The 21,995-nt window shown below is 69.0% G+C and carries 19 protein-coding genes; 7 read left to right on the forward strand and 12 right to left on the reverse strand.

Features of this window, described 5'->3' with window-relative positions; translation table 11 throughout:
- Positions 1 to 47 precede the first annotated feature (47 nt).
- Together BLU09_RS32335 and BLU09_RS32340 are read left to right on the forward strand one after the other, a co-directional pair.
- Positions 48 to 602 carry a DUF2378 family protein gene (locus BLU09_RS32335; protein WP_244172206.1) on the forward strand — a complete coding sequence of 185 codons (555 nt, stop codon included), beginning with the start codon at positions 48 to 50 and terminating at the stop codon, positions 600 to 602.
- Between the two features lie 81 nt (positions 603 to 683).
- On the forward strand, positions 684 to 1,760 hold the full coding sequence (locus BLU09_RS32340) for a hypothetical protein (RefSeq protein WP_090494409.1): 1,077 nt from the start codon (positions 684 to 686) through the stop codon (positions 1,758 to 1,760).
- 30 nt (positions 1,761 to 1,790) lie between these two features.
- On the opposite strand, the gene BLU09_RS32345 is transcribed toward BLU09_RS32340, so the two are convergent.
- The 4 genes from BLU09_RS32345 to BLU09_RS32360 form a co-directional block, all read right to left on the reverse strand.
- On the reverse strand, positions 1,791 to 2,834 hold the full coding sequence (locus BLU09_RS32345) for an alpha/beta fold hydrolase (protein ID WP_090494411.1): 1,044 nt from the start codon (positions 2,832 to 2,834) through the stop codon (positions 1,791 to 1,793).
- Complete coding sequence (locus tag BLU09_RS32350; RefSeq protein WP_090494413.1) at positions 2,831 to 4,402, reverse strand: GMC family oxidoreductase N-terminal domain-containing protein; 1,572 nt, start codon at positions 4,400 to 4,402, stop codon at positions 2,831 to 2,833. Before BLU09_RS32350 ends, BLU09_RS32345 begins: the two co-directional genes overlap by 4 nt.
- Before the next feature lie 12 nt (positions 4,403 to 4,414).
- Positions 4,415 to 6,778: a GMC oxidoreductase gene (locus BLU09_RS32355; RefSeq protein WP_090494415.1), complete on the reverse strand. Its 2,364-nt coding sequence runs from the start codon at positions 6,776 to 6,778 to the stop codon at positions 4,415 to 4,417.
- A 151-nt stretch (positions 6,779 to 6,929) separates the two neighbouring features.
- Positions 6,930 to 8,423, reverse strand: a complete 1,494-nt coding sequence (locus tag BLU09_RS32360; protein WP_090494417.1) for an ELWxxDGT repeat protein — start codon at positions 8,421 to 8,423, stop codon at positions 6,930 to 6,932.
- Positions 8,424 to 8,736: 313 nt separating this feature from the next.
- On the opposite strand from BLU09_RS32360, the gene gspG reads away from it, so the two are divergent.
- Positions 8,737 to 9,189, forward strand: coding sequence for a type II secretion system major pseudopilin GspG (gene gspG / locus BLU09_RS32365; protein ID WP_090494419.1), 453 nt, complete (start codon positions 8,737 to 8,739; stop codon positions 9,187 to 9,189).
- A gap of 18 nt (positions 9,190 to 9,207) precedes the next feature.
- Here gspG and BLU09_RS32370 read toward each other — a convergent pair whose 3' ends face one another.
- From BLU09_RS32370 to tesB, 4 genes are all read right to left on the reverse strand, one after another.
- Entirely contained in the window at positions 9,208 to 9,909 is a 702-nt protein-coding gene (locus BLU09_RS32370) for a glutamine amidotransferase-related protein (RefSeq protein ID WP_090494421.1), read from the reverse strand.
- A gap of 40 nt (positions 9,910 to 9,949) precedes the next feature.
- On the reverse strand, positions 9,950 to 10,228 hold the full coding sequence (locus tag BLU09_RS32375) for a hypothetical protein (RefSeq protein WP_244172207.1): 279 nt from the start codon (positions 10,226 to 10,228) through the stop codon (positions 9,950 to 9,952).
- 66 nt (positions 10,229 to 10,294) lie between these two features.
- The gene (locus BLU09_RS32380) at positions 10,295 to 11,080 is read right to left on the reverse strand and encodes a DUF1595 domain-containing protein (protein WP_244172208.1); all 786 of its coding nucleotides are present in this window, start codon (positions 11,078 to 11,080) and stop codon (positions 10,295 to 10,297) included.
- Between the two features lie 97 nt (positions 11,081 to 11,177).
- A complete protein-coding gene (gene tesB, locus BLU09_RS32385; RefSeq protein ID WP_090494423.1) occupies positions 11,178 to 12,047 on the reverse strand; it encodes an acyl-CoA thioesterase II in 870 nt (289 codons plus the stop codon).
- A 267-nt stretch (positions 12,048 to 12,314) separates the two neighbouring features.
- On the opposite strand from tesB, the gene BLU09_RS32390 reads away from it, so the two are divergent.
- Complete coding sequence (locus tag BLU09_RS32390) at positions 12,315 to 13,238, forward strand: bile acid:sodium symporter family protein (RefSeq protein WP_090494425.1); 924 nt, start codon at positions 12,315 to 12,317, stop codon at positions 13,236 to 13,238.
- Entirely contained in the window at positions 13,235 to 14,212 is a 978-nt protein-coding gene (locus BLU09_RS32395; RefSeq protein ID WP_090494426.1) for a hypothetical protein, read from the forward strand. The genes BLU09_RS32390 and BLU09_RS32395 overlap by 4 nt, the downstream gene beginning before the upstream one ends.
- A gap of 82 nt (positions 14,213 to 14,294) precedes the next feature.
- On the opposite strand, the gene BLU09_RS32400 is transcribed toward BLU09_RS32395, so the two are convergent.
- The 3 genes from BLU09_RS32400 to BLU09_RS32410 all read right to left on the reverse strand — a co-directional run bounded on the left by BLU09_RS32400 (position 14,295) and on the right by BLU09_RS32410 (position 18,900).
- Complete coding sequence (locus BLU09_RS32400; RefSeq protein WP_167371207.1) at positions 14,295 to 14,777, reverse strand: FKBP-type peptidyl-prolyl cis-trans isomerase; 483 nt, start codon at positions 14,775 to 14,777, stop codon at positions 14,295 to 14,297.
- Between the two features lie 118 nt (positions 14,778 to 14,895).
- Entirely contained in the window at positions 14,896 to 16,467 is a 1,572-nt protein-coding gene (locus BLU09_RS32405; protein ID WP_090494429.1) for a ribonuclease H-like domain-containing protein, read from the reverse strand.
- A gap of 15 nt (positions 16,468 to 16,482) precedes the next feature.
- Positions 16,483 to 18,900 carry a DEAD/DEAH box helicase gene (locus tag BLU09_RS32410; RefSeq protein ID WP_244172209.1) on the reverse strand — a complete coding sequence of 806 codons (2,418 nt, stop codon included), beginning with the start codon at positions 18,898 to 18,900 and terminating at the stop codon, positions 16,483 to 16,485.
- A 121-nt stretch (positions 18,901 to 19,021) separates the two neighbouring features.
- On the opposite strand from BLU09_RS32410, the gene BLU09_RS32415 reads away from it, so the two are divergent.
- On the forward strand, positions 19,022 to 20,269 hold the full coding sequence (locus tag BLU09_RS32415) for an ArsB/NhaD family transporter (RefSeq protein WP_090494552.1): 1,248 nt from the start codon (positions 19,022 to 19,024) through the stop codon (positions 20,267 to 20,269).
- A gap of 15 nt (positions 20,270 to 20,284) precedes the next feature.
- On the opposite strand, the gene BLU09_RS32420 is transcribed toward BLU09_RS32415, so the two are convergent.
- Positions 20,285 to 21,121 carry a hypothetical protein gene (locus BLU09_RS32420; protein WP_186817836.1) on the reverse strand — a complete coding sequence of 279 codons (837 nt, stop codon included), beginning with the start codon at positions 21,119 to 21,121 and terminating at the stop codon, positions 20,285 to 20,287.
- Between the two features lie 104 nt (positions 21,122 to 21,225).
- Here BLU09_RS32420 and BLU09_RS32425 point away from each other — a divergent pair, with 104 nt between their 5' ends.
- Entirely contained in the window at positions 21,226 to 21,993 is a 768-nt protein-coding gene (locus BLU09_RS32425; RefSeq protein ID WP_482805283.1) for a GspE/PulE/PilB domain-containing protein, read from the forward strand.
- Positions 21,994 to 21,995 lie beyond the last annotated feature (2 nt).

The raw sequence follows: 21,995 nt of genomic DNA on the forward strand, positions 1-21,995 counted from the left end.
GGGCCTGGCTTGACCCAGCCGGTACAGCCCGGGCTGGAATGCACGCCATGGCCGAACGACTCGTCTTCCCGCCCATCGTGGAAGGGCTCTTCGTCCGGGGGCTCTCCGGGCGGGTGACGCCCCTGCTCAAAGAGCAGTTGCGAAGCGAGGGACTGGACCTGGACCGGCCACTCCTCCCCGCCTACTCCCTGGAGTCGTGGATTCGCTGCGTCACGCTGACAGCGAAGGCGCTGCACCCCCAGGAGCCCGACGAGGTGGCGTGGCGGATGCTCGGCGAGCGGATGATTGACGGATACCGCGACACGCTGATGGGCCGCGCCCTGCTCGGGGTGATGAAGCTGCTGGGGCCCTGGCGGATGCTGTCGAAGGCACAGCACGGATTCCGGACGAGCAACAACTACACCGAGGTCCGCATCACGGAGACGGGCCCAACGGAGGCCGAGGTCTGGCTCAACGAGCCCGGAATGCTGCGCTACTTCAAGCAGGGCGTCATGCTCGCCATGTCCCGGGCCGCCGGTGGCGTGGCCGCGTCGGTGGACGTCCGCTCCTTCGACGAACACTGCGTCACGTACCGCGTCTCCTGGAAGGACTCGGGCCGCTGAGGCGGCTTGCCCTGGGGGCCGCGCCTCTGCGACGGTAGTCCCGCGATGGCGCTCTGGCGCCGTTGGTGAGGGGGGGACGATATGCCGTCGAGCGAGCGCGCCAATCTTCCGCGCTGGAAGGGGCAGCAAGGCTTCTTCGAAATCTGGTTCCTGTGTGTGCTCGACCCTGGGGGCGAGCGCGCCTGGTGGTTCCGCTACACGATCTTCACCCCCGCGCCGGGAGCACCTGGTGAGCCTCGCGCCCTGCTATGGGCGGCGGCCTTCGACTGCGCCACCGCCACGCCCGCGCTGGGGCTGAAGGCCATCCATCCCCTCTCCCACTTCTCCACCGAGGCCCCGGGCCGCTTCGGCATCCGGATTGGTGACGCGGAGCTCGCGCCGGGCCGGTGCCATGGTCGCGTCGCCTCGGGAGGCCACTCCATCGAATGGGATTTGCGCTACACGCCGGAGACCGCGGAGGCGGTGCGGCGTGCTCCTCGGGGCGCCGACCTGCTTCCACTCACGACGCACGTGGCCCATGCCCATGACGACATCGCCTTCACCGGCGCCGTCACCGTGGACGGGCACCGGTATGACGTCCAGGGCGCGCCGGGGCTCCAGAAGCACCTGTGGGGACACCGCCGGTTGGAGGAGCTGACGTGGCTCTACGTGCCACGCTTCCAGGAGGACCCAGAGGCCCGCCTGGAGGTGCTGTCCGTGCGCTCCCGCCAGCATCCGCTCAGTCCCCGGCTGTCGCCCATCTACCTGCGCACCGCGCGGCGGGAACACCGGTTCCATGAGGCCCCGGACATGCTGCTCACACGCCTGCAGTCGCCGCAGCCGGGGGAGCTGTGCTTCCAGGCCCGCTCGGCCACCGTGGCCGTGAAGGGCCGCGCGTGGTGCGATCCCAAGACACTGGTGGGCTACGTCTACCGGGACCCGACGGGCTGGGACGTCCACGTGGCCCAGAGCGACGTGGCCACCTGTGAGTTGGAGCGCTTCACCCGCCCCCATCCCTTCGCGGCGTGGAGACCGGACGGACGGCTCACGTCCACCGTGGGCGCCCTGGAGTTCCACGCGCCCGAGCCCCTGGAGGGCGTGCGCTACATCGGGTGGGATGAGACGTCAGTCTCGGAGGCACCGGGCGAGGCACCGCCCGCGGTGGCCAAAGGCGCGTAGCGGCGCGAGTGCGCAGGGCGCCTCACCCGCTCAGGCCATGGCCTCCAGCGCGTCGCGTATCACGGGGTACGTATCCTGCGATGCAGTGCTCCCCATGAAGGTGTCCAGGTGGCCGTACCCCGCCAGAACCTTCCGCCGGTAATACGACGCACCGTTCTCTTCGCGCAGCCACTCGTAGGTGAGCTCCGTGGACGCGGGCATGTAGGTGCCATTCTGTTCTCCGGACACGAAGGTGATGGGACGCTTGAGGTGCTCCGCGCGCAGGTACGACGGCGGCCGCTCACGGCCGTAGCGCCGGAGGTTCTCCTCCCGGCCATGGTCGAAGCCCACCGCGTAGCCCGAGCGGGCCATCTGCGCCAGGTGACGGAACGTCAGCATGTTGCAGGGGCCGAACTGCTCGTCGAGCCGGTCATGCGTCTCCCGATTGATGCGCGCGTGCCGGAAGAGCTGCCCGTACATGAACGTCAGACGGCGGCAGACGGTGCTGTCGCATTCATGACGCCACAGGTCCACGAAGGCGCCGAAGGCGGCCTGGAACAAGGGGCTGCTCGGGTCCTCATCCGGCGTCAGATAGTCGCGGGTGATGTCCAGCACGTCCGGCAACCGCAGCATTGCCTTGAGCTGCGTCGAAGGCGGGACGATGTGATGCAGCGCGACCTGCGAGGCGACCACGCTCTGGACGTCCGGCAGCAGCCCCGCCGCCATCGCCATGAAGAACGTCGCGGAGCCCGCGCAGTGCACCACCGCCTGCACGGAGTCCGCGCCGGTGCGCTCGAGGACCCACCGGACGGCAGCGGGCATGTCGTGGCGGGCGGCGTCATCCAGCGTGAACTGCCGCAGCGGCAACTCCACGCTGGCGCGCCAGTCCAAAAGCCAGGTGTCGTAGCCGTGGCGCACCAGGTGCTGCACGAAGTTCTCCCGCACCGTGGGCAGCATGAACATGCCGCTCCACACCCCCGCGCCATGGACGAGGAGGACGGGCCCCTTCGCGCCGCCCTGGTAACGCGTGAGCTGCAACGGGACGCCGTCGCCCGCGGGAAAGTCGTGCCTCTCGGCGGAAGGAAGCGTGTTCATGAAGCGCTCCTCGAATGGGATGAGAATCCGTGCACCACGGCCTCGGCGATGCGCTCGGCCACCGCGCTGATAGTCATCACCGGGTGGAAGCCGATGGCTGTCGGGATGACGGAGCCGTCCGCCACGTGCAGCCCGGGATAGTGGAAGACCTCTCCCTCGGTGGACACCACGCCGCGCTCGGGAGCTTCCGCCAGATGGGCACCGCCAAGCGAATGCACCGTGAAAGGCCGCTTGAAGAGCTGCCAGGTGATCAGCGGCGCGAAGGTGGCACCGTACTGGGCCGCCAGGTCCCGCATCGCGTCCGTCATCCGCCGCACCAATTCCGCGTTCTCCCCGGCGAAATCCCACGACACGTCGAGCTGCCCGTCATCGAGGTGCATCCGGCCATTGGCGTTGTCCTGGCCGATGCCGAACAGGTTGGACGTGCGAGCCGCATCCACGTTGGTACGCAGGGGCCGGCTCATCAGCCCCTTCTTGAGCGCCGCGTGAACGGCTGGACCCAGGCAGGTCCACAGCGGTGCCCCCAGGCCCTGGAGCCGTCCGAGGTTCGGCTGCCCCAGGCCCGCGAGGACTTCCGTGGCGGGCTGGTTGAACGTGGCCGTCACCAGCGTGAAGCGCGGCTGCCGGTCGGTGAAGCGCATCACGGTGGACACGTCGGGGCCCACCCAGGGCTGGATGTCCTCGCGCGCGCCCTGCATCGACGCCAGGAAGTCCCCATTGCCCGAATAGCCATGGCCCAGCCGCCGGCTCACCCGAGGCAGCGTCCGCGCGACGTCCCGGCTGCGCAGCAATATCTCCACCGTGCCCAGCGTCCCCGCGGCCAGCACCACCCGCGAGCCCTCCACGGTGTGCCGCTCCCCCGACACCAGGTCCTGGCAGTGGACGCGGTACCCATCCCGCACCGGCTCCACGTGGGAGACGAGCGTACGGGCGAGGACCAGCGCCCCCAGCGCCTCCGCCCGCGCCAGGTACGTCAGGTCCATGGTGTTCTTCGCGCCGTGCTGGCAGCCGAATTCGCACTCGGCGCAGAGCTGGCACACGCGCCGGCCCGGTCCCGGCGGCTCCGAGAAGGCCACGGCCACGGGCGGATCGAACGTCTCGCGCCCCATGCCCCGGGCCGCGCGCTGGAAGAGGTCGCGCTTGCGCAGCGGCATCGAGGGCGGCACCGGATTCAACCGCAGCTCCCGCGCCACCTTGTCGAAGTAAGGCTCCAGCGAGTCCCGACGGTACGCCCGGGGCCAGCGCGGATCCTCGAACACCTCGGCGTCCGGCCGCACGTGGACGTTGGCGTAGATGAGCGAGCCGCCGCCGACGCCGCTGGCCGTCACCGTGCCGATGCCGGACAGGAAGCGCACGTCATAGAGGCCCTGCGCCTTGCGCCGCGTGGCATGGCGCCAGAGCACCTCGTCCGTTCGCGTCACGTCCCTGGGAAAGTCACCGGGCCGGTAGCGCTTGCCGCGCTCCAGGACCAGCACGGACTTGCCCGCCTGCGCCAGGCGCAGCGCATTGATGGAACCCCCAAAGCCGGAGCCCACGACGACCACGTCGTACCGCGATGCCTTCGCCACGATGCGCCTCTCTTATTCCAGCTTGGTTCGCGCGAAGACGTCCCAGAGGTTGCCCATGAACATGCTCCCAAAACGCTTCAGGGCCTGGGCCTTCGCCAGCGGTGATGTCGTTCCCAGCACGGCGAAGGTCGTGAGCTGCTGGAGGAAGTCCGGCATGCCCAGACGGATGATGCCGCTGGCCACCGCGGGCGCGTGCCGGTCGCTGCCCCGGCGGATGACGGTGTAGAGCGTGGACGTGTCCGACCACATGTCGAAGCCGTCGTCGTCCCGGACATGCTTGTAGCCATCCAGCAGGTACTGCTGGCCGTCCATGCCGGTGAAGGGCAACAGGTAGAGCATCCGCCGCTCGTAGTAGCTGTCCGTGTCCACGAAGAGGTTGAAGACGCCGTGGTCCACCTTCGCTCCGCCAGGAGGCGTGAGGCCGTGGACGTGGACGGTGCCTTGCGCGATGCCGGAGTGGGCCTTCTCCGCGAGGAAGCGGTCCAGGTTGGGCAAGGTGATGGTGAGGATGAACTCGGCCACCCTGCCCTCTGACTTGCCCTCCTCCTCGGCGCCCGCGTAATCCGTGTCCGGCAGGTGGCCGTGGTTGATGAAGCCGCGCATCCGCTCGGTGAAGCGCAGCCCCACCACCGGCGTTGGCGACAACACCGTGCCTCCCTCTGGAATCACCACGCTCCGCATCGGATCCTCTCTTGGCACCACCCGCGTGGGTGCCACACTCGTGCTCATCCGCATCGACGCGCGGAACGGTTCCGCCGCCGCCCGGCCCGAAGCCGTTCCGGCCCGCTCAGGGGCGGTCCAGGTGGGGTTCCCCAGCACCTGCCGGATGGCGGCCTCGACGTTGCGCTCCGCCACCGCGGCGATGGTGGATGACGGGTTCACCCCGGTGCTCGCGGGCAGCGCGGCGCCATCCAGCACGTACAGCCCGGGGTGGCCGTGCACCTCACCGTCCGGGTTCAGCACACCGTAGGCCGGCTCCTCCGCCATGGTGCAGCCGCCCAGGTTGTGGACGGACACGGGGATGTGAAGCCGATCCCATAGGGGGTTGAAGACGGCGCGCGCCCCGAGCGCCCGAGCGATGTCCTGGCAGAGCTGCTCCTGCGTCCGGTACAGCGGCAGGTTGGAAGGCACGTCCCAGCGCACCTCCATGTCCCGAGTCAAAGGCCGCAGCGCGAGCCGCCCGTTGGCGCGATCCCTCCCCATGGCCAGGAACACGGCCTGGAAGCGTCCGCGCTCCTTGCCCATGACGGTTTCAGGCTGGGAGCGCCGGCGCAGGGCGCGGACCAGTTGCTTCTGGAGCAGGTCCGCGGGGACACGGAAGTCCCGGCCCATGTCCAGCACCTGAAGCAGCCCTGCTGCCTGCCCGGGGTGCCCGCCCTCCTGGAAGAGGAACCACGTCTTGTCCGCGCCCTGCCCCTGGTCCACCACCAGGCTGGTGGTGATGGTGGGGCCCTCGGACGGCTCCCACACCTCGCGCGTCTCGAAGGCGAAGGCCAGGAAGTCGCCGTTGGCCGAATAGCGGCACCCCAGCCGGTCGCTGATGCGAGGGAGCGTGCCCCACTGGTCGCGGCAGCGCAGCAGCAGCTCCGTGGTGTTCACCGTGCCGGCGCACAGGAACACGCGGCGAGCCTCCACGGTGCGCTCGGCGCCGCCCGCGGCATGGTCGGTATAGGTGACGCGATAGCCCGCGGGAGACAGCGGCTCGATTCGCGTGGCCTCCGCCTGGGTGGTCATCTCCGCGCCCTGCTGTTCAGCGACGGCCAGGTAGTTCAGGTCCAGCGTGTTCTTCGCGCGGACGTTGCAGCCGATGTCGCATTCACCGCAGTAGTTGCAGCCCTCCTGGGCGACGCCGAACTTGTTGGCCATCGGCTCGCCAGCGGGGGCGAAGCGCACGGCGAGGTCCGGGTAGAAGAACTGCTGCTCGCGGCCGAGTTTGCGCGCGACCTCCCGCATCCGCTTCGCCTTGGTGGGCAGGCCACGCGCGGACGCGGTGATGGGCTGGAGGTCCAGCATGTACGCGACCAGGTCGTAGTACGGCTCCAGCGCGGCGCGGCTGTAGCCCTCCGGCCAGTCGGTGTCGAAGGTCTCCGCGGGCGGGCGCAGGTGGACGTTGGCGTAGATGAGCGAGCCGCCGCCGTAGCCCGCGGCCTGGACAATGCTCATCCCCGGTAGCAGCTTCACGTCGAAGAGGCCCTGGCCGTACCGCCACAGCCAGCCATTGAGCGGGTTGCTCCAGTTGCGGGGAAAGCTCCCCTTCGGGTAGCGCAGGCCCCGCTCCAGGACGCGCACGGTCAGGCCCGCCTGTGCCAGCCGGCACGCCGCCACCGCTCCCCCAAAGCCGGTGCCAATGACCAGCGCGTCGTACGTCGGCGCCATGTTCCCCCTCGTCGAGACCTGTCCCCGCGGCAGGTTTCAACTGACACTTTATTAACGCACGAGGGTCTGATCCTTCGACCTCCACCCATCCGGGGAACCCAACCCCTTGGAATCGTTGTTACCAAGAGGGGCTGGGCGTGGGCGCTGAAGCTCAGTAGGCGTGGTGTTGCTTGCACTCCCCCTTCGGACGGAACGGCAAGGCCCACAGCTCGCGTCCAGTCTTCCCGTCATCCGCCGAGAAGAACACGTCCCAGCCTGAGCGCACGAAGTCGCGCGGCCATGAGGAAGCGCTCCCGTGCGCCAGACCTCGCAGCGCCTTGGTTCCCGAACGGGTGCCATCGCTCACCCAGGGCTCGTTCCCATGCACCCCATCGCTCGCGGAGAAGAACAGCGTGCCTTCAATGGAGGCCAGCGCTTCGGGATCCGATGAGCCACCACCGGGCGCCAGATCCTTGAAGAGTCTGGTCCCCGAACCGGTGCCGTTGCTCACCCAGAGTTCACGTCCCTCCCCGGAGCCATCATTCGCAGCGAAGAAGACTCGCGACTTCAGAACCGCCAGAGCGCTCGGTGAGGAGCTCATGGGCCCTGGCCAGATGTCCTTCACCAGCTTCGTGCTTGAGGTTGTGCCGTTGCTGCTCCAGAGCTCGTCACCCTCTGGCTCACCTGCCCCGGCGCTGAAGACGACACGCGAGCCCAGCGCGACCAGGTCGTGCGGATACTCTCCGAGGAAGTACCGCAACTGGTGCGTGTTCGAGGCGGCCCCATCCGTCTTCCACAGGCTGGCCTCGCCCTCGTCGTTGTCCACGAGGAAGTAGAGGCGTGACTTCACGGCCAGGAAATTGAAGAGAACGTTGTCGCCCGCCCGGGTGAGGACGGGAATGGCGCCTGGCACTCCGGTGCTACGCCAGAGATGAACCTCCTCGCTCATGGGCCCGTCCTTGCCCGCGACGAAGTAGAAGGCGTCGTTGCCCACGCGAACAAAGCTTCGCGGGAAGGAGCTGGCGGGTCCGGGCTCGATGTCCTCGAAGAGGTACGTCCCCGCGTCTGTTCCATCACTGCGCCACACTTCGTTTCCGTGCACGCCGTCGTTCGCACCGAAGTACAGGACACCACCGAACTCAACCAGAAGGGGCTCGCTCCGCCTGATGAAGGGGGACGGACGGCGAATCCCATCCTCCGGCCCCGGGTAGATGTCCTTCACCATCGACGTGCCGCCCGACGTCCCGTCGGTCACCCACAACTCGTAGCCGTGGACGCCGTCATCCGCGGCGAAGAACACCCGGTTCCCCACCCGAGTGAGATTCGAGATCTCCGACCCCGCCAGCCCTGGGTAGATGTCCTTCACCAGCGACGTGCCGCTTCCTTCCGTTCCGCTGCTTCGCCACAACTCGCGTCCATGCACCCCGTCGTCCGCCGTGAAGAAGAGGACTCGGTCGCCGTGGATCAGATCGGCCGGATTGGACCCCACGGGGCCAGGGTGGATGTCCGCCAATCGAACGGCCTCCTTCCCGCACAGCTCCCACTTCTGACTCAGGGCGGACTCCTGACTCGTGAAGTCGGCATCGCTCGTGGCGTCAGCATCATCGACTTCGGTGCCACAACCCGCGGCGCCCAGGAGAATGAGCAATGGAAGATGGGGCTTCATGACGGCCTCCGTTGAAGGCGCGGTCCATCCGCGCCGAATCCGGAGGGTGAGAGTCATGCGTACCCGCATCTACCTGCGCAGGAGTGGCACTCCGCGGGCGGAAAGCGACAGTCGTTCACGCGGCGCGGGCAGAGAGCGCGGCGCTCCATCCAGGCACGGCGACTGCACTGGCGAACGTCCGCGCCTGGCGCCGAAGTCCTGCTCCAGGCGCACGCAACCCGCGGCATGTGCAACGCCCTTGCACCGGCAGACATGACGACACGTCGGCCACGCACGCGCCGGACACAACGTCACACGAGGTCACAACTCAAAGATGAATCCAACCCAGCAGAAGCTGAACGCTCGGCGTCGTCACGTTCGCGGATTTACGCTGATTGAAATCATGGTCGTCATCACCATCCTCGGGCTCATCGCCGCGGCGGTGGGCGTCTCCGTGATGTCGAACCTGGAGGAGGCCAAGCAGAAGACCGCCGCCCTGGACATCAAGACATTGGAGACGGGGCTCAAGCTCCACTACATGAAGACCGGCAGCTTTCCGGAGACCCAGGCTGGTCTGGAAGAACTCCTCCAGGCGCGCTCGCTGGAGCGACTGCCCCAGGACCCGTGGAACCGCGACTACGTGTACATGAATGAGGGCGGCAGCCCTGTCATCCTGTCGTATGGCGCGGACGGTGTCCCAGGGGGTGATGGCAGCGACGCGGACATCACCTCCCAGATGGAGTCACCGTCCGCGAGCGCGGCCCGCCGCCCCAAGGGGCTCCGTTAGTCCGAGCCCTCGAGCACGTCAGCGGCCTGCCGCCACGCGCGCGAAGTGGTGCGCGAGGCGGTGCAGCACCTCCGTGTTGTCAGCCTCCGCCGCCTTGAGCTTGGGCAGCTGCGCCTTCAGCTCCTGGAGGTTCTTCCCGCGCTGTTGGAGGCTGTCCGCCTCGAGTTCAATCCATCGCCCCAGCTCGCTGGCGGTCAGCTCCAGGTGGAACTGGAAGCCGTAGGACGTGCCCAGCCGGAAGGCCTGCTGGGTGTACCGGTCCGTGGACGCCAGCAGCGTGGCGTCCGGGACGGGCGCATAGGAGTCACCGTGCCAGTGTGCCACCACCGTGCGCGGACGGGCCCCGGACACCACGGGGTCCTTCTGCGCCTCCGGCGTCCATCGCACCGGGCCCACGCCCACCTCGAAGCCATTCTTCCCGGGGAACACGTCCGCGCCCGCCGCCGCCGCGAGCATCTGGGCGCCCAGGCAGATGCCCAGGCATGGGCGCTCGTAGGCGAGCCGCTCCATGAGGATGCCCAGCTCCTGCCGCAGGAAGGGATGCTGCTCGGATTCGTAGACGGCCATGCGGCCGCCCATGACGACCAGCAGCTCCGCGTCCACGTCCTCCCGGCGCACGGCGCGGAAGCGGTTCACCAGCGTGAAGCCCGCCGCCTGCAACACCGGCCCCAGCAGGCCGGGCCCTTCGTGCTCCTCGTGCTGGAACACCACCGCGCGCATCGACGTCACCTCCCAAGCCGCGGGCGCCCTGCCCACCGGCTCAATCGTATTCGCAGGACGTGCAGATGTTGAGGCAGGTCCCCACCTGCTCTCTGTACTCCTTCACACATTCCTGGTTGGAGGCGCAGTTCACGTCGCTGGTACAGCCGGGCTCGCAATAGCTGAGCGTGGCGTCCGCGCAGTACTGCCCCGGCTGGCAGGGGTCATCGCCCATGAAGTCCCCGCACTCGGTGTACCCGGGCTGAAGGGGCGCCATGACACAGGCGCTGCTTCCCAGCGCGAGCAGGGCAAGGACAGCGGGCCAGAGACGGGTACGCATCGAAACACCTTTCGGGAGCAAGCGGAGGATGCCCGCTTGCTCCCGACGGCCGTCCGAACGCCGTATTCACGGTCCGTGCGTCGTTCTACTCCGCGGCCGGCACCGGGCCAGCTCGCGCGCGGACAGCTCGCTCTTGCCCGTCCCAGGCGCCTCCGTCTCCACCACCTGGAAGAGGAAGTGCGGCGACAGCAGCACCGAACGGAGCGCGAACTTCGCCGCCAGCTCGAAGCCGTCCCCCGACTCCCGCACGAGCGTGTAGACGCTCATCAACTCCGCGACCTCGTCCGGCTTCGCGGGACGCCGCCAGGCGCGGTTCGCCAGCGACTCCACCATCTGCCGGGCACAGGCTTCTTCCCCGGTGGTGGCCGGTTCGCACACGCGCAGGTGGCGCTGGGTGGCCACCGACGTGGGCGCGGGCGAGCGGGCCTCCATCCAATCCAGCAGGAGGTTGCGGACCGTGAACGTGGCCGGGTCGTAGGTGTCGTTGGTGAAGCGCACCGTGAAGCGCTTCTGTCCCGGCGAGTCCACCCGCACCGGCTGCGTGTACACCGTGGGCGTGGTGGCCGGCACGTCGAGCGACGCCACCACGATGCCATCCAGCAGCCACTGCATCCGCACCGGGTCGGGCGGCGCCTGCGTGCCCCACGCGCGCACGGAGAGCTGGTACTCGCCGGCCTGCGCGAAGGTGAAGGTGGCGGAGAGGTCGCCGTTGGACCACAGGTTCCACACGGTGCCGTTCTGCTCGCTGGCACCGGTGGTGGCGCTGGCGGACTCGGCCTCGATGCGAACGGTGCCACCTCCGGCGCTGGCGGCGCCGTCTCGGGCCCAGGCCTGATCGATGAGGTCGCACATCAGAAGGAATTCCGGAGAGTTGCAGCCCTCGTGGATTCCCGAGGGCGCGGTGGGGGGCTCGCCCCCACACGCCGGTGTGGGGTGTCGTCCCCGTTTCTCAGGCCTTGGGCTTGCGGATGCGCAGCAGCCCTTCCTGGGCCACCGAGGCCACCAGCCGGCCGTCACGCGTGTAGACGCTGCCGCGCGACAGGCCGCGCGCGTTGCCCGCCCACGGGCTGTCCATGGAGTACAGCAGCCAGTCGCTCACCTTCAGGTCTCCGTGGAACCACAGGGCATGGTCCAGGCTGGCGCCCAGGATGCGGGGCTGGAAGAAGCTGGCCGCGTGGGGCAGGAGCGCGGTGCTGATGAGGTTGAAGTCGGACGCGTAGGCCAGCACGTACCGGTGCACCTGCGGATCCTCCGGCAGGTCGCCGTTGGCGCGAAACCACACGTGCTTGATGGGCGCCTTCGCCTCCGGGTTGAACGGATCCACCGGCGCCACGGGCCGGATCTCAATCGGCTTCTCCCCCAGGAACTTCTCTCGCAGGGCTTCCGGGATGCGGGCAGACAAGCGGCTCAGCAGCTCCTGCTCCGAGGCCAGCGCCTCCGGGCCTGGCACCTCCGGCATGGGCGCCTGGTGGGAAAAGCCCTCTTCGTCCCCGTGGAAGGAGGCGATCATCGTCAGGATGGGCTCGCCCTTCTGCACGGCCACGACGCGACGCGTGGTGATGCTGCCGCCGTCCCGCACCCGGTCCACCGTGTAGACGACGGGAAGCGTCGCGTCGCCCGGGCGCAGGAAGTAGCCGTGCAGAGAGTGGACATGCCGGCCGGCGGGCACCGTCTGGCTGCCCGCGGACAGCGCCTGCCCCAGCACCTGGCCGCCGAAGAGCTGGCGGAACCCCAGGTCTTGACTCCGGCCACGAAACAGATTTTCCTCGATTTTCTCCAGTTTAAGGAGCGACAACAGCTCATCCAGGACTCGGCTCATGGCCCCTGTCGTAATCGACCAGGGCACCGGTGTCTCGGGAAGCGGCGCCCCGTCCCTGGTCCCATGCCGGGTCCCGCCCGACCGCGAAGCCGTGTCGGTTCACGATGAGAATAGACGGCTCATGCGCAGCGCCGCAGTGCATCAATGACATACGGCGTCATGGGTAGCCTCCACTTTTAGCAACCTTTGAGAGCGGAGACGCTTGAAGCGCCCCGCACTCTTGCGCGACGCTAATGCTCAACGCTGGACACTCCATCCGGGGGGCGAATGCAGTCGAATGTCTTCACGGCGGTCCTCATGCCGCTGGCGCTGGCCGTCATCATGCTCGGGCTTGGCCTGACGCTGACGCTGGCGGACTTCAAGCGGGTCATTGTCTATCCGCGCGCCATCCTGGTGGGCCTCGGCTGCCAGATGTTGGTGTTGCCGGTGGCGTGCCTGCTCATCGCCCACGCTTTCAGTCTGCCGCCGGAGCTGGCGGTGGGGCTGATGCTGCTGGCGGCGTCCCCTGGCGGCGCGACGGCGAACCTCTTCAGCCACCTGGCCCGCGGTGACGTGGCGCTCAACATCACGCTGACGGCGGTGAACAGTGCGCTGTCGCTCGTCACGCTGCCGCTCATCATCAACCTGTCGCTGGCGCACTTCATGGACGAGGGCCGCGCGGTCCCCATGCAGTTCGCGAAGATCGTGCAGGTGGTGCTCATCGTGCTGGGGCCGGTGAGCCTGGGCATGTTCATCCGCTCGCGCAGCGCGGCCGTGGCGCAGCGCATGGACAAGCCCATTCGCATCCTGTCCACCCTCTTCCTCGTCGCGGTGATTGCAGCGTCCGTGTACACGGAGCGCGCGAATGCGCTGAGCTTCTTCCGCCAGGTGGGCCCGGCGGCGCTGGCCTTCAACCTGGTGAGCCTCGCGGTGGGCTACTTCGTGCCCATCCTGCTGCGCCTGCCCCGGCGGCAAGCGGTTGCCATTGGCATGGAGATTGGCATTCACAACGGAATGCTTGCGATTGCCATCGCGCTCAGCCCGACGCTGCTGGCGAACTCGACCATGGCCATTCCCCCGGCCATCTACAGCCTCATCATGTACTTCACCGCGGCGGCCTTCGGCTTCTATGTCAGCCGGCGCTACGCGGATGAGCAGGACCCCGCTGTACACCGCACCCCCACGTCACTTCCCGAGAAGGTGTCTCGATGACGCTGCGTCGACCGCTGTCCGTGCTTTCCCTGTCACTTTGCCTGGGATTCTCCGCACCAGCCGCCGCCGAAGAGCCCGAAGCCGCTGCCCTGCCGTCGACTCCGCAGACAGCCCCCAAGCCCACGGACGCCCCCACGGCCCCCACGCTCCCGCCGCTGGGGCCCGACACCCGTCTGTACTTCGCCAACATCAACTTCCTGCGTTGGAACCCGCTGGGCATGGAGACCCAGAACCGGATCATCCTCCAGAAGCGGATGTTCGACGGCGAGTCCATGTTGACGCGCGACAACTTCGTCAACGGCGCGTTCGCCATCAAGGCCAACCCCGCCTCGGTGAAGATTGGCCCCGTCTTCGAGATTCAGCCGCTGGCCATCTTCAACCTGCGGGCGACCTATGAGTACGTCCGGTACTTCGGCACCTTCGGGTTCCTCCAGTCGTACAACAACCCGATGCTGGACTTCTCCGACGACGCGCGCGACCTGACGGAGGACGCCGCGTACAGCACCTCGGGTCACCACTACATGGTGGAGCCCACGCTCCAGGCGCGCTTCGGCTCGTTCGTGGTGCGGAGCAAGGCGTCCATCGAGTACTGGAACGTGGCGCTGCGCGAGGGCAACGGCGCGTCCTTCTACGACGCGCTGCTGGACACGCTCATCCCCGGCCGGGGCTGGGTGTTCACCAATGACACCGACCTGATGATGCTGACGACGCCGCAGCTCACGCTGGGGGCCCGCTTCAGCGGTGTGTGGCCGCGCTACCAGGATGGCTCGGGTGGCGCGCAGAACGTGGACAACAGCCACACGCGCATCGGCCCCATGCTGGCGTACGCCCTGAACACGCGCGAGGGCTCGTCGTTCAACCGGCCGACGATCCTGCTGAACTTCGCGTGGTACCTGAACCACCCGAACCGTGGCGGCGCCCTGCCCTACATGATGGGCGCCTTCGCCTTCACGTCCGACTTCCTGGGCGGCTAGGCGGAGGACTTCCGCCGGGCGTCCTGTCTTGGGGACGCCCGGCATCGAAGCAAGGAGGGGCCCGCGAAGGCGCCCGTCCGAATCAGTGCTCGTCGTGGGGTCCGTGGGCGTGGCCGTGCTCCAGCTCCTCGGCCGTCGCGGCGCGGACGTCCCGCACGGTGACCTCAAAGTGCAGCGTCTTGCCGGCCAGCGGGTGGTTGAAGTCCACCAGCACGGAGTCGGCCTTCACTTCCTTGATGAAGAAGTCCACCTCGTCCCCGTCCGGGTCGGTGGCGCTGAGCACGCCGCCCGCCACCAGCTCCAGGCCCTCCGGGAACTCCGTCTTCGGGACTTCCTCGATGCCTTCCGGGTCGTAGTCGCCGTAGCCCTCGTCGGGACCCACCGTCACCTGGAGGGTGTCACCGCGCGACTTGCCCTCGAGCGCCTTCTCCAGGCCCGGGACGATTTCCTCGTGCCCCTGCAGATAGACGAGCGGCTCCCCCGGCTCGCTCTCGTCCACGGCCTTGCCGTCGCCGAGGTGGAGGCGGAAATCGATGGAGACGACGCTGTCCTTGGTAATTTTCATGGGGCCCTCATAGCGCACGGCCGTGGCGTGTGCCTCAATCATGTGCCTGTCTGACAATGAGGCGAGCGTCCCGCCTGGATCGACTGTCCGATTCCAGTGGTGCGGAAGCCCAGAAGCGTCAGGTTCCCGAGCGCGGGCTCCCCATTCCCAGGTCCAGCGAGGCCGCCCGGGTGCTCCGGGCCAGGCGCGTCTCCAGGCGAAGGATTCGGCGGTGGTGGTCCACGGGCAGCTCCGCCGCCGAGGCCAGCTTCGCGTGGTGCAGCGCCCGCGCGAGGTCCTTGAGGCCATGCTCGTACAGCTTGGTGAGCTGGAGGTGCAGCGTCGCGGCCTGGAAGCCCTGGGCGGTCTGCAGTGCCTGGTGCAGGTGCGCCGCAGCGGCCGAGGCGTCACCCGCCTTGCGTGACAGCCGGGAGGCCAGGGCCAGGGCTTCGATGCCCACGGCGCCGGTGTCCCCCGCCGCCGCGGCCCGGGCGAAGGCCTGGGCGCGCTCGTAGTCGCGGGCCCGGAGCGCCACGCCCGCGAAGCCGAGCAGGTCGCGAGGGTCCGCGTCCCGGGGCACGGAGGCGCCTGCGCCCCCTGCTCGGAAGCGGCGGACCAGCTCACCGAGCAGGGCCGCCAGGAGGAGGAGGTCGTTGACGTTGTGCTCCAGCACGGGCGTCAGCGCCGAGCCGTCTCCGCCGCGCAGGTAGCGGAAGTACAGGTCGGGAATCAGCGAGCCGTCCACGTCGTCGACGCGCCGGAAGCCGAGGACCTGGTCTTCCAGGTGGACCAGTCGCGTGCCGGCGCCCCGGTGCTTGAAGACGCGGCGGGCGCAGTGGAGCAGGTCCAGGTGGGGCAGCTCCACGGGCGCGGGGACTCGGTTGAGGACGAAGCGCGTCCGCAGGAGCGGCCAGTCGAAGCTCTTGCCGTTGAAGGTGACGAGGCAGGAGGACGCGGCCATGCGCTCGGCGAGCGAGCGCAACATGGGGGCCTCTTCTCCCAGGCGCCGCAGGAAGAGCTGGTGCACCTTGAGCGAGCGGCCCTCGAACCACGCCAGCCCCACGAGGAATGGCACGGTGCCCGTTCCTCCGGCGAGCCCGGTGGTCTCCGTGTCCAGGAAGAGCATCCGCTGGAAGTCCACGCCGGCCAGGTCCGCGTGCAGCGCGAGGCTGGCGACCAGGGGGCCTTCCACGTCCAGGGCCGCGGCGAGAGGCGCGGAGCCGTGGTGGTGTTCCGGGGAGAGGATGCGCTCGGAGATGTGGACCGTGCCGTGGGCCGTGGCACGGGACTCCACGGGCAGCGGGCCAGGGGGCGCTGGCGGTGGCGTGCCCCGGCGCGCGGCGGCCAGGCCCTGACGCTCCGACCAGTCCGACAGCATCCGGCGCAGGCTGTCGACGCGGGGATCTCGGGGGGCGGGTGGAGTCGAGGCCGTGACGGGGCGTGCTGCCGGGGCCTCCACCGTGCCCTCCGCGCGGGCGACCTGCGATTCCGCGTCGGCGGGCGTGGACGGCGCCTCCATGCGCCGGGCTTGCACCAGCTTCGCCAACTGCGCGGCGAGCGCGTCGGGCACGCCCGCTTCGGCCCCAGGCGCGGGCATGGAATCCGCGCGCGCGGCGGGCTCGGCCTGTGGCTCCGCCACGGGGGGCTTCGGGGGTGACTTGCCCCCGGGGCCCACGCTCGTCAGGCGCGCCAGCTTGCGCTTGAGGTCCACGGCCGCGCCTCCCGGTTACTGCATTCCCGCGACGCCCAGCGCCGATAGCACTTCGAGCGCCAGTCGCTTGCGCGGATGCGGGTCCACGGGCGCCTGCCCCGGCATCGCCCCCGCGGCAGGGCCGATACACGCCGGACAGCCATCCTCGCACGTGCACGACTCCAGCAGCCGGCGCGCGCGGTTCAGCAGCTCGTCCCGCTGGTCATACAGCCGCGCCGCCAGCCCCACGCCGCCGGGCACGTTGTCGTACAAGAACAGCGTCGGGTCGAAGCCCACGCCACCATCCTTGCGGGGCGGTCCCTCCGCGTCATCCCGGCTCCCCAGTGTCTTGCCGATATCCCGAGGGTCGATCATCAACCCCACGCACGCCACCGTGCGCAGCGCCGTGGTCAGGCCGCGAAGCGCGTCGATGACCGCCGGTCGCGGCGCTTTCATGGCGCGCACCACCGTCTCCGGCACCGTCAGCCAGAGCGCCGTGGTGTGCATCTGCATCTCCGGCAGCGCCACGTCGCCGTAACCGACGTTCTCATGCGTGTGGTACTTGATCTTCTTGTACCCCACGACCTTCTCGATGACGCTCACCTCGCCCATGCCCGCCTGAAGGTCCGGGCCCATGGGCGCGGCCTGGTCCTCCTGGATGACGTGCACGCGCACGTAGGTCATCGCGTCGGTGAAGTAGTCCGGCGCCACCTTCCGCACGAAGGCCTTGTGGTTCTCGTAGTCGAAGCGCTCGACCTGATACTGCTCGGCCTCGTGTTGGTAGATGGCCTGCTCGTGCAGCATCGTGTGCGCCGAACGGAAGTCCATCTCCGCCAGCGTCCGGTCCGTCCCCTTCTCGATGATGACCACGTTGTCCCAGCCCACGCTGCGCAGTGACACGTGGTTGGCCGGATACGCATCCGTGGACCAGTGGAACACGCGACGGCCCGCCTCGCCCACGGTGGGGTGCACCACCTCGTGCTGCGCGAGGAACCCGAGCGCCTCCGTGGTGGACTCCGGCGGCACGTCCCCGAAGGGCTCTCCCTCCTCGAACGGCAATTCGAAGGACGCGCACTTGAGGTGCTGGACCAGAATCTCCACGTTGTCCGGGTCGATGCGCGCGTGCTCCACCGGCGAGCCCACGAGGAAGCGCGGGTCGCCGGCGAGGTACTGGTCCAGCGGCGCGCTCGACGTCACCAGCAGGGCCAGGCTCCCCTCTCCGCGCCGCCCTGCCCGGCCGAATCGCTGCATCAGCGCCGCCACCGAACCCGGGTAGCCCGCGCACACCACCGCGTCCAGCGAGCCGATGTCGATGCCCAGCTCCAGCGCGTTGGTGGCCACCACGCAGCGCACTTCACCCGCACGCAGCGCCGCCTCCGTGGCGCGCCGCGTGCCCGGCAGATACCCACCGCGGTAGCCCTGGATGAGGGACGGGTCCAACTTCTCCTCGACGAAGCGGTCGCGGAGGTACTTGAGCATCACCTCGATGTTGTTGCGCGACTGCCCGAAGAGCAGCGTCGACACGCCCGCGCGCACCAGGTCGGCCGTCAGCCGCACCGCCGTCTTGAGATAGCTGGCCCGGATGCCCAGCTCCGCGTTCACCACGGGCGGGTTGAACACCATGACGCGGCGCTCGCCGGAAGGCGCTCCGCTCTCCGACACCAGCGTCACGTCCCGCCCGAGCATCCGCCGCGCGTGGGCTTCTGGATTGCCAATGGTGGCCGACGCCGCGACGAACACCGGGTCCGCGCCGTGGAAGCGTGCCACGCGCTGGAGCCTGCGCAGCACGTTGGCCAGGTGAGAGCCGAAGACACCCCGGTACGTGTGCAGCTCGTCGATGACGACGTAGCGCAGATTGGAGAACAGGCGCGCCCAGCTCGCATGGTGCGGGAGGATGCCCGTGTGCAGCATGTCCGGGTTGGTGAGCAGCACACCGCTGCGCTCCCGCGCGGCCCGGCGCGCATCCGCCGGCGTGTCACCATCGAAGGTGATGGCGCCGTGGGACAGGCCCGCCTCGCGCATCAGCGCGCGCAGGGACTCTTCCTGATCTCTGGACAGGGCCTTGGTGGGAAACAGGTACAGCGCCCGCGCCTGGGGCTCCCGCGCGAAGCGGTCCAGCAGCGGCAGGTTGTAACAAAGGCTCTTGCCGGACGCGGTGGGCGTGGCGATGACCAGGCTCTGGCCCGCCCGCGCCAGCCGGTACGCCTCCGCCTGGTGCGAGAAGAGCTGCTGGATGCCCCGCTTCTCCAGCGCGTCGCGCACCTGGGGCGCCACCTCTTCCGGAATGGGCGCGAAGACGCCCGCCCGCGCGGGGGTGGCCTCATCCAGGACGAAGCAGGAGCGGAGCTGCCGGTCCGACCGCCACCCCTCCAGCACGGAGTCCAACCCGCGAGGCGCGTTCCACGGCGTGCGACGGGCCCCTCCGAAAGCGCCCGGTTCCTTCTCTGGCTTCATGGGCCGGGCACTGTACAGACGTATACCGAGGCAAACAACGCGGGAGCGCACCTCATTGGTTTGAGCTCCAGCCAATACGCACAGAGGCGGACGTGCGGGCACTCCACTAGTGTGCCGCGCCGTGGCCCTCGCCATCTTCCTGTTCACCTACGTCTTCATCGCCGGTGCGCGCCTTCCGTACCTGAAGCTGGACCGCCCCGGGGGCGCGCTGCTGGGCGCCGTGCTGATGGTCGTCTTCGGCGTCGTCACTCCCGCCGAGGTCTACAACCACAGCGCCGACGCGAACCGTCACGCCATCGACGCGGACACCATCGTCCTCCTGCTGGGGATGATGCTGCTGGCGGCGTACATGTCCCAGGCGTCCTTCTTCCGCACCGCGGGCGCGTGGGCCGTGCGCAGGGCGCACACGCCCCGGCGGTTGCTGCTCGCCGTGACGTTCATCTCGGCCGCGCTGTCCGCGTTCCTGGTGAATGACACCGTGTGCTTGATGCTCACGCCCCTGGTGCTGGCCACCGTGGAGGACGCGCGCCTGCCACCAGCTCCGTACCTGCTCGCGGTGTGCATGGGCAGCAACAGCGGCTCGGTGGCGACCTTCACCGGCAACCCGCAGAACATGCTCATCCAGGGGGCCTCCGGGCTGTCCTACGCCAGCTTCGCGGCGTACATGGCCCTGCCTGCCCTGCTCTCCACTGCGGTGGTCGCCGCCGGACTCCTATACCTGTTCCGGCATGACCTGCCTGTGAAGCAATTCGAGCCCAACCCTCCGCCTCCGCCCGTGGACCGGGGCATGATGGTGCTCACCTTGACGGTGCTGTCCGGGGTTGTCGTGGCCTTCTTCGCCGGGCTGCCCATGAGCTGGAGCGCCCTGGCCGGCGCGGCCCTGGTGATGGCCCTGGCCCGCCGCGAGCCCCGCGAGGCGCTGGAGCGCGTGGACTGGGTGCTGCTGCTCTTCTTCGCCAGCCTGTTCGTGGTCGTCTATGGCGTGAACAAGCACGGCTACGCGGAGGACATCCGCTTCCTGTTCGAGCCCCTCATGGCGGGCCCGCCCCTGCGGGAGACGCTGGGCTTCGCGGGGCTGACGCTGGTGGCGTCCAACCTGTTCAGCAACGTGCCCTTCGTCATGCTGGCGCGGACGTGGGTGCCCACGCTGCACGACGTGGAGCTGGGCTGGCACGTGCTCGCGCTGGGCTCCACGCTGGCGGGGAACCTCACGCTGGTAGGGAGCGTGGCCAACCTCATCGTGTTCGAGGCCGCGCGCGGGAAGGTCAACATGAGCTTCCTCCGCTTCCTCCGCGTGGGCCTCCCGGTGACGCTCGTCAGCTTCGTCGTCGGGCTGAGCGTGCTCCTGGTGGAGCACGCGCTGTTCTGAAGCAGGCCGTGTGACTCAGGGGTCGGGGTCCGGCAGCTCGCCGGGCGCCAGCTCGTCTTCCGGAGGCTTCGTCGCCTCGGGTGCCGGAGCCGAGGCGCCCGCCTTGCCGGGCACCACGTCCGAAGCCGCCGCGGAAGCCCGGGGCGGCGGCGCGCCACCGCGGTCGGTGGGCGTCAGGTCCTTCACGAACATTCGCGCCACCTCGTCCAGCATGGACGTCATCGCCGCGCGGAAGAGTGACGGGTCCTTGCCCACCTTGAACGGGTCCAGGTGCTCCTTGCCCTCGGCCACCTGGTCCATGGCGAACGGGCGACGCCACACCTCCGTGCGCCCGTCCAGGGTGAACATGCGGCCATAGCCTCGCAGGTACGCGCCCGCTCGGCCGTCTTCGCTGCGCATGCCGTAGTCCTGGATGACGAACTCGACGATGGTGTCCGCGCCCAGCGACGCCACCAGGTCGTAGTCCGGCGCGTTGGCCGGCACCTCCTCCACCAGGAAGCTCTCCAGCACCGAGGCCACCCGCGCGGGGTCCACCACGTGCGTCCACGGGAACTCACGCGGCAGTTGCGACAACGTGGTGACCCGGAGGCGCTCGGAGATCTCGAAGCGCGTGACGGCTTGAAGCAACTTCACCGTCAGCCGCCGGTCCGCCTCCACCGGCTCCAGCTTCTTGAGCTTGTTCCGGTACGCCGAGTCGTCGCGGAACACGTGGCTCTTGGGACCGGCCCCGTCCTCGATGCGAGAGATGAAGGCCGGACGCTGGACGCGGTCCAGGTCCGCGCCAGCCAGGCGCTGCGACGCACAGCCCGAAGCCAGCAGCAGTGCGAGAAACGGCAGTATCCGTTGCGTCATGGAGGGACTGTTCTACCCCATTCCCGTCCCTCACGCTCCTCCCCGGCCTCCTGGGTGTTGGCGGGTCTGCGGTCGTGCCTGACTGGCTGCTATGCTTCACAGCTGTGAAACAGCCGCCTGTCACACCCTCTGTCTCGCTCCCTGGCCGCAAACGCCGGCTTGGGGAGATTCTCATGGACGCCGGGCTCCTCTCGGAAACCCAGCTCCGCTCCGCCCTCGCGGAACAACGCAAATGGGGCGGCAAGCTGGGCCTCACCCTGGTGCAGATGGGGTACGTGGACGAAAGCTCCATGGTCCACGCCCTGTCGCGGCAGCTCGCCATTCCCACGGTGGATCTGGAGCAGCACACTGCGTCCGCGGTGGCGTTGCAGGCGCTCCGGGCGGACATCGCCGAGCGCTACACCGTCTTCCCCATCGCCGCGGATCCGGCGACGAAGACGCTCACCGTCGCCACCGCCGACCCCACCAACGTGGAGGCGTTCCAGGAGCTGGCCTTCCACTGTGGCCAGCGCATCCAGGTGGTCGTCTCGAGCGCCTCGTCCATCGAGCGCGCCATCCGCCGCCACTACCACGGGGAGGTCACCTCCACGACGGCGACCCCGCTGTCCTTCGGCATGGACGAGCCCACCTTCGAGCTGGCGCCCCCGGCCGAAAGCGCTCCCGTGTCGATGGCCGTGCGCGCGGCCTCGGCGACCCTGGCGCAGCCCGGCCGTGAGACGGAGCTCACCCAGCGCGTGGAGGAGCTGACGCAGCAGGTGGCGGGGCTGGAGCGGATGGTGGCCCAGCAGGCCCGCTCGCTGCGGGCCATGCTGGAGCTCCTGGAGACGCGCGGCCTGGTGACGCGAGACGACTACCTCGCCAAGGTGCGCTGACC

It is taken from the genome of Myxococcus virescens (genome assembly GCF_900101905.1).
Taxonomy (GTDB): domain Bacteria; phylum Myxococcota; class Myxococcia; order Myxococcales; family Myxococcaceae; genus Myxococcus; species Myxococcus virescens.

Coding starts and splice junctions, on each gene's coding strand:
- BLU09_RS32410 (WP_244172209.1), bottom strand. CDS start 18,900: ATGAAGCCAGAGAAGGAACCGGGCGCTTTCGGAGGGGCCCGTCGCACG.
- BLU09_RS32345 (WP_090494411.1), bottom strand. CDS start 2,834: ATGAACACGCTTCCTTCCGCCGAGAGGCACGACTTTCCCGCGGGCGAC.
- BLU09_RS32420 (WP_186817836.1), bottom strand. CDS start 21,121: ATGACGCAACGGATACTGCCGTTTCTCGCACTGCTGCTGGCTTCGGGC.
- gspG (WP_090494419.1), top strand. CDS start 8,737: ATGAATCCAACCCAGCAGAAGCTGAACGCTCGGCGTCGTCACGTTCGC.
- BLU09_RS32380 (WP_244172208.1), bottom strand. CDS start 11,080: ATGTGCGACCTCATCGATCAGGCCTGGGCCCGAGACGGCGCCGCCAGC.
- BLU09_RS32395 (WP_090494426.1), top strand. CDS start 13,235: ATGACGCTGCGTCGACCGCTGTCCGTGCTTTCCCTGTCACTTTGCCTG.
- BLU09_RS32375 (WP_244172207.1), bottom strand. CDS start 10,228: ATGCGTACCCGTCTCTGGCCCGCTGTCCTTGCCCTGCTCGCGCTGGGA.
- BLU09_RS32390 (WP_090494425.1), top strand. CDS start 12,315: ATGCAGTCGAATGTCTTCACGGCGGTCCTCATGCCGCTGGCGCTGGCC.
- BLU09_RS32400 (WP_167371207.1), bottom strand. CDS start 14,777: ATGAAAATTACCAAGGACAGCGTCGTCTCCATCGATTTCCGCCTCCAC.
- BLU09_RS32340 (WP_090494409.1), top strand. CDS start 684: ATGCCGTCGAGCGAGCGCGCCAATCTTCCGCGCTGGAAGGGGCAGCAA.
- BLU09_RS32360 (WP_090494417.1), bottom strand. CDS start 8,423: ATGAAGCCCCATCTTCCATTGCTCATTCTCCTGGGCGCCGCGGGTTGT.
- tesB (WP_090494423.1), bottom strand. CDS start 12,047: ATGAGCCGAGTCCTGGATGAGCTGTTGTCGCTCCTTAAACTGGAGAAA.
- BLU09_RS32370 (WP_090494421.1), bottom strand. CDS start 9,909: ATGCGCGCGGTGGTGTTCCAGCACGAGGAGCACGAAGGGCCCGGCCTG.
- BLU09_RS32355 (WP_090494415.1), bottom strand. CDS start 6,778: ATGGCGCCGACGTACGACGCGCTGGTCATTGGCACCGGCTTTGGGGGA.
- BLU09_RS32335 (WP_244172206.1), top strand. CDS start 48: ATGGCCGAACGACTCGTCTTCCCGCCCATCGTGGAAGGGCTCTTCGTC.